At 67.1% G+C, this 15,205-nt stretch carries 11 protein-coding genes; 10 read left to right on the forward strand and 1 reads right to left on the reverse strand.

The features are described from left to right. Positions 1-197 precede the first annotated feature (197 nt). From GO308_RS11125 to GO308_RS11170, 10 genes are all read left to right on the forward strand, one after another. Positions 198-2,858 (forward strand): TonB-dependent receptor, encoded by a 2,661-nt coding sequence (locus GO308_RS11125; protein WP_240885465.1) that lies wholly within the window; start codon positions 198-200, stop codon positions 2,856-2,858. Positions 2,859-2,888: 30 nt separating this feature from the next. Continuing rightward, on the forward strand, positions 2,889-4,346 hold the full coding sequence (locus GO308_RS11130) for an aldehyde dehydrogenase family protein (protein WP_240885466.1): 1,458 nt from the start codon (positions 2,889-2,891) through the stop codon (positions 4,344-4,346). Positions 4,347-4,364: 18 nt separating this feature from the next. After that, positions 4,365-5,471: an NAD(P)-dependent alcohol dehydrogenase gene (locus tag GO308_RS11135; RefSeq protein WP_240885467.1), complete on the forward strand. Its 1,107-nt coding sequence runs from the start codon at positions 4,365-4,367 to the stop codon at positions 5,469-5,471. 90 nt (positions 5,472-5,561) lie between these two features. Further along, positions 5,562-6,023, forward strand: coding sequence for a hypothetical protein (locus tag GO308_RS11140; RefSeq protein WP_066483148.1), 462 nt, complete (start codon positions 5,562-5,564; stop codon positions 6,021-6,023). 7 nt (positions 6,024-6,030) lie between these two features. Then, positions 6,031-6,408: an MAPEG family protein gene (locus GO308_RS11145; protein ID WP_240885468.1), complete on the forward strand. Its 378-nt coding sequence runs from the start codon at positions 6,031-6,033 to the stop codon at positions 6,406-6,408. A 133-nt stretch (positions 6,409-6,541) separates the two neighbouring features. Then, positions 6,542-7,348 carry an enoyl-CoA hydratase-related protein gene (locus tag GO308_RS11150; RefSeq protein ID WP_240885469.1) on the forward strand — a complete coding sequence of 269 codons (807 nt, stop codon included), beginning with the start codon at positions 6,542-6,544 and terminating at the stop codon, positions 7,346-7,348. Then, positions 7,345-8,604 (forward strand): thiolase family protein, encoded by a 1,260-nt coding sequence (locus GO308_RS11155; protein ID WP_240885470.1) that lies wholly within the window; start codon positions 7,345-7,347, stop codon positions 8,602-8,604. Before GO308_RS11150 ends, GO308_RS11155 begins: the two co-directional genes overlap by 4 nt. 1 nt (position 8,605) lies before the next feature. Further along, on the forward strand, positions 8,606-9,376 hold the full coding sequence (locus tag GO308_RS11160) for an SDR family NAD(P)-dependent oxidoreductase (RefSeq protein ID WP_066547778.1): 771 nt from the start codon (positions 8,606-8,608) through the stop codon (positions 9,374-9,376). Continuing rightward, on the forward strand, positions 9,373-10,566 hold the full coding sequence (locus tag GO308_RS11165) for an acyl-CoA dehydrogenase family protein (protein ID WP_240885471.1): 1,194 nt from the start codon (positions 9,373-9,375) through the stop codon (positions 10,564-10,566). Before GO308_RS11160 ends, GO308_RS11165 begins: the two co-directional genes overlap by 4 nt. After that, positions 10,550-12,145, forward strand: coding sequence for an AMP-binding protein (locus GO308_RS11170; protein WP_240885472.1), 1,596 nt, complete (start codon positions 10,550-10,552; stop codon positions 12,143-12,145). Before GO308_RS11165 ends, GO308_RS11170 begins: the two co-directional genes overlap by 17 nt. A 349-nt stretch (positions 12,146-12,494) precedes the next feature. Here the strand turns inward: GO308_RS11170 and GO308_RS11175 are convergent, their stop codons facing one another. Next, positions 12,495-15,170, reverse strand: a complete 2,676-nt coding sequence (locus GO308_RS11175) for a sensor histidine kinase KdpD (protein ID WP_240885473.1) — start codon at positions 15,168-15,170, stop codon at positions 12,495-12,497. Positions 15,171-15,205: the final 35 nt, after the last annotated feature.

Consider the following 15,205-nt stretch of genomic DNA (forward strand, 5'->3'; position numbering starts at 1 on the left):
CGACAAAATATTGATAGCTTAAATAATAGAGCTGGGTTAAGCTTTATCTGCGCGGACGCACCGAGATGTGCCGCGCCAGGGAGGGAAAGCGCGACGACGGCAGGGGCCGATCCGCATGCAATCGCCGGAGGTGCCGATCCGCCATTCCTCAAAAACAGCAGCAACCAGAAAACGATATGCAAGAGGGGATCACGATCATGACCGCAGCAAGCCGCCGTCATTTCCATTTGGGCGACTCGCGTCGCCGTCGGTCGCGCGCCTGGTTGCTTTCGACGCTCGGGCTGGCGGCACTGGGGTGGTCGACCGGCGCACTCGCCCAGGACACGCCGCCTGCTGCCGAAGACGAGGGTGACATTGAGGAGATCGTCGTCACTGCCACCGGCCGACAGCAAGCGGTGCAGGAAATTCCGGTCGCGGTGAACGTGGTCAGCGGCGATCAGATCGTCAATGCCGGCGTCGTCGACATCCGCGGCATCCAGCAGCTCGCGCCGTCGCTCAAGACGACCACCGGCCAGTCCTCGGCCACCGGCGTGGTGCTGACCATTCGCGGCATCGGCACCGCCGGGGATAATCCGGGGTTCGAGCCTGCGGTCGGCGTGTTCGTCGACGGCGTGTTTCGCGCGCGCGCCGGGTCGGCGCTTTCCGAACTGCCGCCGCTCGATCGTGTCGAGGTGCTGCGCGGGCCGCAGGGCACCCTGTTCGGGCGCAATACCTCGGCCGGCGCACTCAATATCGTCACGGCCGGTCCGGCCTTCGATCTGGGCGGCTATGTCGATGCCAGCTACGGCAATTTTGACGAGGTGGAAATCAAGGCGGGGGTCACCGGCCCGGTGTCGCAGCAGGTGGCGTTGCGGTTCGACGGCGGTTATCACCGCCGCGACGGCTTCATCACCGACGTCAACAGCGGCAACGACATCAACAATATCGACCGCTATTTCCTGCGTGCGCAGGCCCTGTATGACACCAGCGACGTCACCTTCAGGCTGATCGCCGACTATGCCGCCACCGACGAGCGATGCTGTGGCGCGATCAACACGCTCAGCGGCCTGAGCCTGCCGTTGGACAACACAAATGCGATCATCGGGCGTATCGCCACGTCATCGCTCAACCCCATAGCCAGCACGCCGGCGCTCAACGGGGTGCCGCGCCGCATCGGTCTGCCGGCCTATGAGCGCGGCAGCCGGCTGATGGCGGTCTCGCCCGGGCGCAGCCTGTTGGAACAGGTCGATGAATGGGGCGTGTCGGGTGAGTTGACCTGGGATCTTGGAGGCGTCGCGATCAGTTCGATCACCGCTTATCGCGACTGGGAAGCGCGGCGCGGTCAGGACATCGATTTCAGCGGCATCGACCGCGCCTATCGTGACGGCTACCAGACGGGCCTTTCGGATTTCACCCAGGAGGTCCGCCTGCGCGGGTCTGCGTTCGACGACAAGCTCGACTGGCTGGTCGGTGCGTTTTACCTGAACGAGCGGCTGTTCGTGAACGACCGCATCCAGCTCGGCGCGCAGGCCAACCAATATGTCGACACGATCATCAACGGCCTGACCCGCAATCCCGCGACCTTGCCCAACGGCCTGCAGCTGCACGGCACATTGGGCCCGACGGTGCCGCTGTTCGGGCAAGTCGCGCTGGCGTCCAACCCCGCGCTGCGCGCGCAGGCATTGGCCGATCCGGTGCTGTTCAACCTGTTCAACAGCCCGGTGCCGGGAAATCCATCGGGTTCGGGCCACCAAAGCGAAGCCTATCGCGTCAATACCGATGCCTTTGCGGTGTTCACCCACAATATCATCGAGTTGACCGACCGGCTGTCGCTGACCCTGGGCCTGCGCTACAATTACGAGCGCAAGACGCTGAACGCGAACCAGAACGCGGTGACGCCGACCTGCGATTTCCTGCAGCGCACCGACCCGCGCGGGGCGGCATACCGTGCCGCGCTGATTTCGGTCGCCCAGTCGGCGACCAATCCGCTCGGCCTGTTTGCGCCCGCCTATCTGCTTGGGTGCAATCCGGTCATCAACTCGGAGTTCAACGGCGTGCGGTCGGACAGCCGGACGGAAAACGAGTTCACGGGAACCGCGAAGCTGTCGTTCAAGCTGACCGACGACGTGCTGCTCTATGGCGGCTATGACCGGGGCTACAAATCCGGCGGCTATAATCTCGATCGCGGCAGTTACGACTCGGTCTTTCTGGGCGGGAACGGACCGCAGGCCACGGATCTCGAGTTCGGCAATGAAACCGTCAACGCCTATGAAGTCGGGGTAAAGACGACGATCGGGCAGCGCGTCCGGCTGAACGCGACATTGTTCTACCAGGATTTTGCCGGTTATCAGTCGAACCGCTTTCTGGGCAGCAACTTCGTCGTGCTGAACTATGCGCAGTTCATCTCGCAGGGCATCGAGCTTGAGAGCTCGGTCCGGGTGACGCCGGACCTGAACATCGAGGCAGGCTACACCTATATCGACTCCGAGGTCACCGATCCCCGGGCGGGTCCCGACGACGGGCAGCAGGGGGCCAATACCCCCGAACATACGATCACAGGGTCGGTGACCTGGACGCCGCCGATCGCCGACGGCATCGACGGCCTCGCCCATATCGATGCGCGCTATCAAAGCGAGACGTTCCCGCTCAACGATCTGGCCGCGCGGCCCTTCACGCGCAACGGCGACTTCGTGATCGTCAATCTGCGCGCCGGGGTCAGCTTCAACGACGGCAAATACACCGTCGAGGGGTATGTCGAGAATCTGTTCGACACCTATTTCAACATCACCGCGCTGCCGGTTCCCGAACAAGGCTCCAGTTTCGCCAATTACCCGTCGCCGCCGCGTTTCTACGGCCTTCGCGTCGTGGCGAAAATGTGAGGTGGGACCGATGGGTCGGAGGGGCAGAGAATGACGCGCGATTGCACGCAGTTCTATGTTGACGGCGCGTGGGCGGATGCGGTCGAGACGAACTCTATCGACGTCATCAATCCGGCGACCGAAAGGCCGGTCGGATCGGTTGCGATCGGTGACGCGCGCGACGTGGATCGTGCCGTTGCCGCCGCCCGGCGGAGCTTCGTCAGTGGCGCGTGGCGGATGCTGCCGGCCGTCGAGCGGGCAGCCGCGCTTGATCGCGTCTGCGACGAATTGGTGGATCGGCGCGACGCCATCGCCGATCTGCTGATCGCCGAAACCGGGCTGCCACGACAGATCGTCCCCATCCTGCATGTCGATCACGCGATCGGGTTCGTTCGCTATTACGCCGATCTGATCCGCACGACCGCCTTTGTCGAAGACCGCGCGATTCCGGGCGGAACCGCGACGGTGCAGCGGCTGCCGGTCGGGGTCGTCGCGGCGATCGCGCCGTGGAACGTGCCCTTGCTCGCCGCCTTCAGCAAGATCGGGCCCGCGCTGGCGGCGGGATCTTCGGTCGTGTTCAAGCCATCGCCGGAAACCCCGCTGCACGCATTTCTGGTTGCCGAAGCCTTTGCAGCCGCGGGCCTGCCGGCCGGCGTGTTCAACCTGGTGGTCGCCGATACCCCCGGCAGTGCGCATCTGTGCGCGCACCCGGATATCGACATGGTCGCGTTTACCGGCAGCACCCGGATTGGGCAGTCGATCGCTGCCGCCTGTGCGCCGGCGATGCGGCGTTACGCACTGGAACTCGGCGGCAATGCCGCGGCGATCGTGCTCGATGACGCGCCCGCTGAGTTGCTGGCGGCGGGCCTGACCGTAATCGGGCTGGCGCTCAACAATGGCGAGGCGTGCATCGCGCAGCGCCGTGTCCTGGTGCCCCGCCGTCGCCATGATGAAATCGTCGAGCTGCTGGTCGCCGGCGCGCGGGCGTTGCCGATCGGCGATCCCGACGATCCGGCGACGGCATTGGGGCCGATGATCAACGCCGCGCATCGCGACCGGGTGCTCGCGTACAGCGACATCGCATCACGCGAAGGCGCGGTCGTCGCGACCGGCGGCGGCAGGGTTCGCGATCGCGACATCGGTTATTTCGTTGAGCCGACCGTCTATGCCCGGGCGACCAACGCCATGCGGATCGCGCGTGAGGAGATTTTCGGCCCGGCCATTTGCGTGATCCCCTATGACAGCGAAGCCGAAGCAATCGCGATTGCGCAGGATACCGAATTTGGATTGTCGAGTTCGGTCTGGACCGCCGATCCCGCGCGCGGCACCGCGCTCGCGCGCCGGCTTCGCGTCGGATCGGTCTATGTCAACGCGTCGCTGGGGCTGCATGCGAACGTGCCGTTCGGCGGGTTCGGCCAATCGGGCGTGGGCCGCGAACTGGGGCCGGAGGGACTCAACGAATATCTTGAAACGCAGGTGGTGATCTGTCCGCAGGTCGGCGCGCCCTGAGCGGGAAAGGTTCTTCACATGGAAATCACGGCGGCAGTCACCCGCGCGAAATCGGCCCCCTTCCAGATCGAGCAGGTCGAGCTGGAAGCGCCGCGGGCGAATGAAGTCCTGGTGCGCATGGTCGCATCGGGTATCTGCCATTCCGACATCGGCGCGCGCGACCAGATCCTGCCGATCCCGCTGCCGATCGTGCTGGGCCATGAGGGCGCCGGCGTGGTCGAGGCCGTCGGCACGGCGGTGACCAAGCTCAGCGTCGGGGATCATGTCGTGCTCAGCCGGTTGAGCTGCGGCCAGTGCGGCGAATGCGCGGCCGGGCGATCGAACTTCTGCGTGCATATCACCGGGCTCAATCTGGGCGGATGCCGACCGGACGGGTCAACGGGGCTGTGCGCGGCGGGCGAACGGCTGAACGGGCGCTTCTTCGGGCAATCGAGCTTTGCCACGCACGCCCTGGCGCATGAGCGCAATGCGACGCCGATCGATCCCGGGTTCGACCTGCGGCTGGCTCCGGCATTTGCCTGCGGCACGCTGACCGGCGCGGGCGCGGTGCTCAACGGGCTCAAGCCCGAAATCGGCAGCTCGATCGCCATTTTCGGTGCCGGCGCAGTGGGACTTGCGGCGCTGCTGGCCGCGGTCGCGGTGGGTTGCACCACGATCATCGCCATCGATCGCAACGCGCAGCGACTGGCGCTCGCGCGCGAGCTGGGTGCGACCCATGTCGTCCAGGCGGGCGATGTGCCGCTGGCGCAGGCGGTTCGCGCCATCGTGCCGACGGGGGTTGATTTCAGCATCGAAGCAACGGGCGTTGCCGATGTCGCCCGGGCAGCCGCGGACTGCCTGTGCGCGGGCGGCACCTGCGGCTTGCTAGGCATCGGGCCGATGGGACAGGAAGTTCGCTTCGACCATCTGCAGCTCGCCCTGATGGGGGTGGCGGTACGCGGCTTTCCCACCGGCATCGCCGAACCCGACCTGCTGATCCCGCGCCTGATCGCGCTGCACGCGGCAGGACGCTTCCCGGTCGAGCGGCTGGTCACGCATTTTCCGTTCCACGAAATCAATGCTGCCGCCACGGCATCGTGCGACGGCTCGGCGATCAAGCCGATCCTGTTGTTCGACACCGCCTGATCCGCGCGGTGAGATATCGCCCGAACGCATTGATGACCGCCGCCAGATGCTTTATGTAGCGTGTGCTACATTATTGGGGGGCGAGTTCAGATGCAGACGCAGGATAAGGAAACGACCGGCCGGGGCGGCGTTTGGGACGCGCGCGGCCTCGCGCTGACGCCTGTGGCGACTTGTGTGTTGCTGTTCCAGGGTGTGGTGGAATGGTATCTCGCCGCACTGTTCATCAAGCATCTCGGTCCGATGGGTGTGTTCGAGGGGGTGTGGCTGCCGCTCCTTTACGGCCTCGCGGTTCCGTTCATCCTGCCGGCGGTGCTGCTCGCGCGCTGGTCGGTCGGCTATCCGAAGGCCGCGACGGTCGTGCCGGTCGCGATCGTTTCCGCGACTGCCACCCTTTGCGACGGCATCGCCATCGCCTGGTTCCAGTCGGCGATCTACGGCCCGGACCCCGCAATCGTCGCGCTGGGTGGCGGCTGGCTGCTGTGGGGCATCGGCGTGGGCCTGTTCATCTCGGTCGCCATGTCACTCCGGCCGAGCGTCAAGCGTGGCGATTGAGCTCAAAATGCTGGCGCTGGCCGGGCTGCTGACGCTCGGCCTGTCGTTGCTGACGATCGTCGCCTATTTCTTCAGGTTTGGCGGCGCGGCATTGCGCGATAATCGTGAGGGCGACGGGCCGCTGCCGGGGCTGGTCGGTCGCACGGTGCGAACGCACCATAATCTGATCGAGGCGCTGGTTCCGTTCGCGGCCGTGGTGGTCGCCGCCCAGCTTGCCGGCATTTCCAATCCGGTCACGGTCGAGGCCTCGGCGATATTCCTCGCGGCGCGGATTGCCCATGCGGCCCTCTATCTGGCGGGCGTTCGCGTTTTGCGGTCGGCTGCCTTCTATGTCGGGGTCGGATCGACAATTGCCATCGCCATCCAGTTGCCGCTGGCCCCTTGATCCCGACACGCACCGCGCGCTGATCCGTCCGCAGCGGCTGAACCCGACACGCGCCGACAATAAGCTTGTAGCGAACCATAATTATATGCTTAGGTAGATATAATGTGCTGACGTAGAGGAGGGAGGCGTGACCATGGCAGACGTTGCTCCCCCGGTGTTGGTGACCGAGTTTGACGGCGGCGTGCGCCTCACCCTCAACCGGCCGGGGCGGCGCAACGCCGTGGATGAAGCGATGCTCGACCTGCTCGACCAGGCGTTTCGCGCGGCAGCGACAGACCCCGCCGTCCGGGTGGTCACGATCACCGGCGCCGGAGCCGCATTTTGTGCGGGTGCCGACCTTCACCACGCGATGCAGGCGGGCCCGGAGGGCATCGCCGCGTTCGTTGACCGCGCGGGCCGGGTCTACAACGCCATCCGCAACTTTCCCAAGCCGGTGGTCGCGGCCTTGAACGGGCTGACGATCGCGGGGGGATTGGAACTGGCGCTTGCGTGCGACATCATCGTTGCGGTCGATGGCGCGATGATCGGCGATGGGCATGCCAATTTCGGTATGTTCCCGGGTGCCGGCGGCGCCGCGTTGCTGCCGACGCGGATCGGTTATCATGCCGCGATGCACCTGTTGTGCACGGGCGCGCTGATGCCGGCGGCGCGCATGATGGAACTCGGCCTGATCCAGCAGATCGCCCCGGCCGCCGATTTTCCCGGGCTGCTCGCACGCATCGAGCACGACGTCGCATCAAAAAGCGCAACGGCCCTCGCCGCGATCAAACGGTTGGCGCGCCACGCAAGCTGTGCGGGCGATGAGGCGATGCTGGACGCCGAATATGAGGCGTTCGCCGCGCATCTGGATTCGGACGATTTTGCCGAAGGCCTGCAAGCCTTTGCCGAGAAGCGCGCACCTCGGTTCAACGCCGCGGCAAATCGGCGAGTTGCGCGATGAACGCTGCGTCAAAGCCGATGATCATCGGAGTCGGCATGACCGAGTTCGGCCGGCACCTTACCCGCCCGGTGCGCGATCTGGCGGGCGAGGCGATCCGGCTGGCGCTGGCGGATGCGGCGCTGTCGATCGGTGACATCCAGATGGTCTATTTCGGCAACGCGACCCAGGGCGCGACCGAGGGCCAGGGCAGCATTCGCGGCCAGGTGGTGCTGCGCCATTTGGGCTTCGAGGGCATCGGCGTCGTCAATGTCGAAAACGCCTGTGCGACCGGGGCGACCGCGCTGATCGAAGCGGCCAAGGCCGTGCGTGCCGGCGCATGCGACATCGCGCTGGCGGTCGGGGTCGAGAAGATGGTGTTCGAGGACCGCGGCAAAATGGCCGGCGTGTTCGAAGGCGGCATGGACGTGACGCGCATCGACCAGACCATTGCCGATATGGCCGCGCTGGGCAATGGCGTGACGGTGCCGGACGACTTCACCGGCATGGCGCAATACAGCCCGTTCATGGATGTCTATGCCGGGCTGGGCCGGATGCACATGCGCGAATATGGCACCACGATCGAACAGATCGCCGCCGTCGCCGCGAAGAACCACCAGAACAGCGTGCTGAACCCGCACGCGCAGTACCGGCGAGGCATGACCGTCGAGGAGGTGCTGAATGCGCGCGGTGTCACCTATCCGTTGACGGTGGCGATGTGCGCGCCGGTCAGCGACGGGGCGGCCGCGGCGATCGTCTGTTCCCCCGCCGTCGCACGGCGGCGGGGGCTTTGCGGCCGGGCGCTGGCGATTGAGGGGACGGCGCTGCGCAGCGGCGTGGATCGCGATCCGCGCGACCTCGACCGGCATATCTCCGCGCTGACCGCGCATGACGCCTACGCCGCCGCCGGCATGGGGCCGGGCGACATGTCGCTTGCGGAGGTGCATGATGCGACCGCGGTCGGCGAAATCATGCAGATCGAGCATCTCGGCTTTTGTCCGCGCGGCGAGGGCGGGCCATATTCGGCGCGCGGCGCGACACGGATTGACGGCCGCATCCCGGTAAATCCCTCTGGCGGGCTCGAGGCAAAGGGGCATCCGATCGGGGCCACCGGATTGGGCCAGATTTATGAGCTGGCGACGCAGCTACGCGGTGAGGCGGGCGCACGCCAGGTTGCTCAGGCGCGGTTCGGCATCGCCGAAAATGGCGGCGGCGTCCTGGGTGCCGAAGAAGCGGTGTGCGCCGTCACCATCCTTTCCGCACCAGCAAAAGGGCTTTGACATGGACATCGCCGGACGCGTGGCAGTGGTCAGCGGCGGCGCATCGGGCCTTGGCCTGGCGACGGCGACGGCGCTCGCCCGGGCGGGGGCTAAGGTGGCGTTGCTCGATCGCGATGGTCGTGCTGCAGAGGCCGCCGCGGCGGGTATTGGTGGCGATGCGATCGGTATCGCCTGCAATGTCGCGGATGAGGCCGAGGTCGCGGCCGCGCTCGCGCTCAGTCTCGACCGGCTCGGCCCCTGTTCGGCGGTCGTTACCTGCGCCGGCGTCGGCGATTCGGCAAAGACGCTGAGCAAGGGGGTGGCGCATCCGATCGATCGCTGGCAACGCGTGATCGACGTCAACCTGACCGGCACGTTCAACGTCCTGCGGCTTGCCGCCGAACAGATGGCAGCGCATTCGCCGGATGCGAATGGCGAGCGCGGCGTCATCGTCTGCTGCGCGTCCGGCGCGGCGTTCGAAGGGCAGATCGGTCAGGCCGCCTATGCCGCCAGCAAGGCGGGCGTGGTCGGCATGGTGCTGCCGATCGCGCGCGACCTGCATGACATCGGCATCCGCTGTGTCGCGATCGCGCCCGGCCTGTTCGACACGCCGATGGTCGCGGGGCTGCCCGATCCGGTGCGCCAGGCGATGATCGACCGCATGATCGTGTTCCCCAAGCGCATGGGCCATGCCGAGGAATTTGCGCGGCTGGCCTGTCACGTGATCGACAACCCCTATATCAACGGCACCACGCTTCGCGTCGATGCCGCGGCCCGCCTGACGCCGCGATGATCGACGCCCCGGCCGCGCCGCTGTCCCATGTGACCGGTGACGGGATCGGCTTTGCGCCAAATGCGGAGCAGCGGCTTGCCGTCGACAGTTTCCGGCGGTTCCTGAGCAGCGAATTCGCGGCGTTCGTGACGGATGCCGGCGACCGGCTGGTCACGCGCGACGCGCTCGCGCACTGGCTCGGTGCCTGTTCGGCCTTTGGCATGTGCGGCGGCAAGGTGCGGCCCGATCATGGGGGCGACGGTCTCGACTGGCTGAGTTTCGGCTTGCTGTTCGAGGAACTGGCGGCGGTGTCGATGGATTTTGCGGGAGCCGCGTTCATCCAGTCGATGGCGGCGAACCTGATCGATGCGATCGCACCCGAGCCCTTACGGCGCGCCTATCTGCCTGACCTGATCACCGCGCGCCGGATCGCGTCGATCGGCATCAGCGAACCCGGTGCGGGATCGAACATCGCCGAGATCGCGTGTCGGGCCGAGCCCTGCGCCGGCGGCTATCGCCTGACGGGCGAAAAAATCTGGATCACCAACGGCGGCCATGCCGATCTGAACCTGTGCCTCGCCCGGGTCGGGCCGGCGGCGAACGATCTCGACCTGTTCCTGGTCGAACGCGCCGACGGGTTTTCCGCGCGGGAGATTGCGACGCTGGGCTGGCGCGCAACGTCGACGGCGCAACTGACTTTCGATCGAGCCTGGGTTCCGGAGGCACGCCGCCTGACTCACGGCAGCCAAGGACTGCGCACCTTTGCCACGCTTTTCGCGGCGGCCCGTCCACTGGTGGGCCTGGCATCGGTCGGGGTGGCGCGCGCGGCACTCGATCGCGCGATCAGCTACGGACAGACTCGGGTCCAGCACGGCAAGCCGATCGCTGCGCATCAGCTGATCCAGGCGAAGATCGCCAACATGGCCGTGGAGGTCGACGCGGCGCGGCTGCTGTGCTGGCGCGCGCTCGCCATCATCGACGCGGGCGGGCGTGGCGAAGTGGAAGCGGCGATGGCCAAGCTTTACGCCACCGAAGCCGGCGTGCGCGTGACCAGCGACGCGGTCCAGATTCACGGCAGCAACGGGATCGCCGTCGATACCGGGATCGAGCGGCTGTTTCGCAACGCACGCATGGCGACGATGCCGGAAGGCACCACCGAATTGCAGCAACTCATCATTGGCAGGGGATTGACCGGTGTCCGAGCTTTCTGACGCGCAGATCGATGTCGCGGCATTGATGGCCGGCGTGTTTGAACCGCGCGGCGACGCGGACGCCCTGATCCACAGCGAGCGCGACCGTCGCTACAGCTTTGCCGAGCTTGACCTGCTCTCCAATCGCATCGCCAATTTCCTCGATCAAAGGCTGGGGCTGGGCCGCGACGATCGTTACCTGCTGATCCTCGACAACGACAATCTCAGCCTGATGCATGTCTGGACGTTCCTGAAGGCGGCATCGACGCCGGTGTTCTGCAATTTCCGGGATACGCCCGACGAGCATCTTCGCATCGTCGATTATGTCGCGCCGCGCGCGGTGTTCATCGAGGCGGCGATGCTGCCCCGGTACAGCGACGCGCTGCGCGCCCGCGACGTCGCCGTGATCGTCTTCGATCATCCGGGCGATGCGGCGAACGGCGTCATCGGTTTCTGGCCCGAAGTGCAAGCGATGCCGGCGACGCCGACCCGCCGCACCATTGCGGCGCGGGGCGAGGCGGTCTTCTGCCGCTTCACGGGTGGCACCACCGGCGTGCCGAAATGCGCGATGTATGACTGGGCGAACCTCGCCTTTACGTGGGAGGGGATGGCGGCATTGTCCTCGCCACCCTTCGACAGCGCCACCCGCGCGATCCATGTCACGCCGCTCAGTCACGGCACGATGATGGTGCTGTTGCCCACCTTCATGGCCGGCGGCTGCAACATCACTCAAAACAGCGCCGACCTGACGCTGTGGCTCGCCAATGTCGAGAAATATCGCGCGACGCTCAGCTTTCTGGTGCCGACGTTGCTGTATCGCCTGGCCGAGATGCAGGCGGCGCATCCCCGCGACCTCGGTTCGCTGCGGACGCTGATTTACGGCGCGGCACCGATGGCGGCGGCGAAGCTGGCCGATCTGCACCGCGCATTCGGACAGATCCTCGTCCAATTCTATGCCGCGACCGAAGCGATCGGCCCTGGGCTGTGGCTGCCGCGCGAGTGGCATCGCGCGGACACCGAGCGCGATTGCGAGCGATTGTCCTCCGCGGGCCTGGTCTGTCCCGGTGTGGAAATCCGGCTGGTCAGCGACGATGGCCGCGACGTTGCGACAGGCGAAGTCGGCGAGTTGTGGATTCGCCATCCGGGCGTGATTGCGGGCTATTATGCCAATCCGGATGCCAGCGCGGCGGAGATCATCGACGGCTGGTGGAAATCGGGCGATCTGTGCCGGATGGACCATGAAGGCTTTGTCTATCTGGTCGACCGCAAGAAGGACATGATCATCACCGGCGGCTTCAACGTCTATGCAGTCGAAGTGGAAGCCGCACTTCTGAAGCAGGCGGACGTGGTGATGGCCGCAGTTGTCGGTCTGCCTGATGCAGAATGGGGTGAAGCCATCCATGCCGAAATCGTGGCGCGACCGGGCAGTACGATCGATCATGCCGCACTTCTTCGAGCGGTAAGCAACGATATCGGGCCGTACAAGGCACCCAAGAGCCTGAAAATCGTCGATCAATTGCCGCTGTCGCCGGTGGGCAAGGTGCTGAGACGTGAGGTGCGTGCGCGATACCGGTCTGAAATGACACCGGGAAGCAATTAACGGCATCAAATCATCTTTCCCGCCACGTCCCTGCTGCTTGGTTCACCTGCAATCGCAGCAACTGGACGTTGCGGCTGACCGGGGGCGCCGAAGGCCGATGGCCCTCGGCCGATTTGCCCAGGGGCGCGTCGCCGGCGGCGCAGGGCTCATTCCACGCCCCGGCGCCCGGCGCGCCGTTCCCGCCGGCGTCGACGCCGGCGCCGGCGCGCGAGACTGGCCTTGCCGATGACGTGCCTCGAATCGGGCCGGAACGTGCAAGCCGAAGCGGTAGTCGACACGCCGCGCGCAGAGGGGCGGCGGCATCCGCCCTTGGGTGCCGGGCGGCCGCCGCTAATGCCCGGCGGCACCATCACGCCCCGCTCGACCGCTCCCCTGGCACCTCGGCCGGCTCGCCGGGTGCTGCGACCTCAAACCGCAATCCGAATTCGGCCCCGCCGCCCTGCGCGTTGCGCGCCTCGATCCCGACCTGCATTGCGTCCGCGAACCCCTTCGCGATCGCAAGGCCCAGGCCGCTGCCGCCCTTTCGGTCCGACCCCGTCCCGCGCACGAAGGTCTGGAAAATGGCGTCGGGCGGGCTTTGCGGCAGGCCCGTCCCCTCGTCCCGCACGATCAGCATGATGGCATCGGGCGTGCGTCGGCCGATGACGCTGATCCGCCCTTGCTCGGCGCCGTGGACGGCGGCGTTGGCCAGCAGGTTGATCAGCACATGGTGAAGCAGCCCCGGATCGGCGCGGACCAGGGGCAGGTCGGGCGGCACCTGCAGGTCGATGGGGTGGCCGTCGAGCACGCTCTTCAGGTCGTGCACCGCGGCGGCGACCGCATCGGTCAGGTCGAGCGGTTCGGGATGCACCTCGAGCGCGCCGGTATCGATCCGCACCATGTCGAGCAGGTTGTCGAGGACCCGCCGCAGCCGGGCGACTTCGGTGCGCGCGGTCGCGACCTCGGGCGCGCCGGGATGCGCTGCCCCGATCGCATCGACGGCGGCGGTGACCGAGGTGAGCGGCGTGCGCAGATCATGGCCGATCGACGACAGCAGCGCCGCGCGAAGCCGGTCGCGCTCCTTGAGCACGGTCACTTCGCGCACCTGGTCCTCGAGCTTCAGCCGCTCGTGCGCCAGCGCGGCTTGCCCCAGCAGCGTCGCGAGCAGGACCGCGCGATCCGCGGTCAGCGGCGCGCCGCCCTCCGGGCTGGCGATGCCGACCACCGCGAGGACGCCCAGGCTGGTCTTGAGCGGGTGGAACTGCCAGTCGGACGCCACGAGGGTCGAGGTGCCGATCCCGGCGGGCTCGCCGCGGTCGAACGCCCAGGCGGCCGCGGCGCGGTCGAGCGGCGTCAGCGCGCCGACGCTCTCCGGCGATGCCGCGCGGCGGACGATCTCGCCCTCGACCCGCGCCAGCACGACGACGGCGAGGCCGAGCAGCTGCGCAATCTCGTCGGCGATCACCGTGCTGGTCGTCTGCCAATCCGACGCGCGGGCGAGCGACTGGCCGAACGCGGCGATCGCCGCATTCTCCTGCGCGCTGCGCGTGCCGAGCGTCGCGCGCCGCCGCAGCCGCCAGGACAGGTTGGCGGTGAACAACGCGACGCCGATCAGCACGAACTGGGTCAGCACGCTCTGCGGATTGGCGATGGTGAAGGTGTAGAGCGGCGGCAGGAAGAAGAAATTATAGGCCAGCCCCGCTGCGAAGGCCGCGAAAATGCCCGGGCCGAGCGATGTCCGTGCGGCGACCATCACGATCGTGGGCAGAAAGAGCAGGTCGACCCCCTCGACGCCGATCATCGGCACGGCGAGCCGGCCGAACAGCACCGTCGCCGCAACGGTGAGCGCGGCGATCAGATAGTCGCGGCCGCGGCCGATGTCCGCCGTTCGCACGCGGGACGGCCGGGCAACCGGGTCGGTCGCGACCGGGATGACGTGCGCCGCCAGACCGGCATGTTCGCGCAGCATCCGTTCGACGACCGATCCGTGGCGCAGCGTGAACCACCAGCTGCGCGTCGACTTGCCGATGACCAGCTGCGTCGCGCGCATCCCGTCGATCTGGGCGCGCAGCCCCTCCGCCACCGTTTCGGCCGGAACGGTGACGGCGGTCGCGCCCAGGCTCGCGGCGAGCGCAAGCGCCTCTGCCACGCGGCGCTTGTCGGCATCGGCGAAATGGCTGCTGCGCGGCGTTTCGATATGGACCGCCTGCCACGGGGCACGCAGCGCGTCGGCGAGCCGCTTGCCGGCGCGCACGATGGCGTCGCCACCGGGCAGCTCGTTGACCGCGACCAGGACGCGCTCGCCCGCGGCGAACTTGCCCGGCAGCGCCTGCGCGTCGAGATGGTCGAGCATGGCGCGATCGACATTCTGCGCGGCACGGCGCAGCGCCAGCTCGCGAAGTGCCGACAGGTTCGCCTTTGAAAAGAAATGGCCGAGCGCGCGGCTCGCCTCGGCGGGGACATAGACCTTGCCGTCCTTCAGCCGCTCGATCAGCTCGTCGGGCGGCAGGTCGACGATCTCGATCTCTGCATCGTCGAACACGCGATCGGGCACGGTTTCGCGCACGCGCACGCGCGTAAAACTGGCGACGACGTCGTTGAGGCTCTCGACATGCTGGATGTTGAGCGTGGCGAAGACGTCGATGCCGGCGTCGAGCAGTTCCTCGACATCCTGCCACCGTTTCGGGTGGCGGCTGCCCTCGACATTGGTGTGCGCATATTCATCGACCAGCGCGAGCGCCGGCCGCCGGGCGAGCACCGCATCGAGGTCCATCTCCGCGAGCGCGTGGCCCTGATAGGCGATCGTGCGGCGGGCGATCACCTCGAACGGCGCGAGCAGCGCCTCGGTTTCCGCCCGCCCGTGCGTCTCGACGACCGCGACGACGACATCCACGCCGCTGCGCAGGCGCGCCGCACCCTCCAGCAGCATCTCATAGGTCTTGCCGACACCGGGCGCCGCACCGAGAAAGATCTTCAGCCGCCCGCGTTGCTCGCGCCGCGCCAGCCGCAACAGCGCATCGGGATCGGGGCGTTCGGGATCGGCCATCGTTCGCCGGTCTAGCGGCGGCCTGGGGGCGGCGT

This window comes from Sphingomonas sp. SFZ2018-12 (genome assembly GCF_022496715.1).
Classification (GTDB): domain Bacteria; phylum Pseudomonadota; class Alphaproteobacteria; order Sphingomonadales; family Sphingomonadaceae; genus Sphingomonas.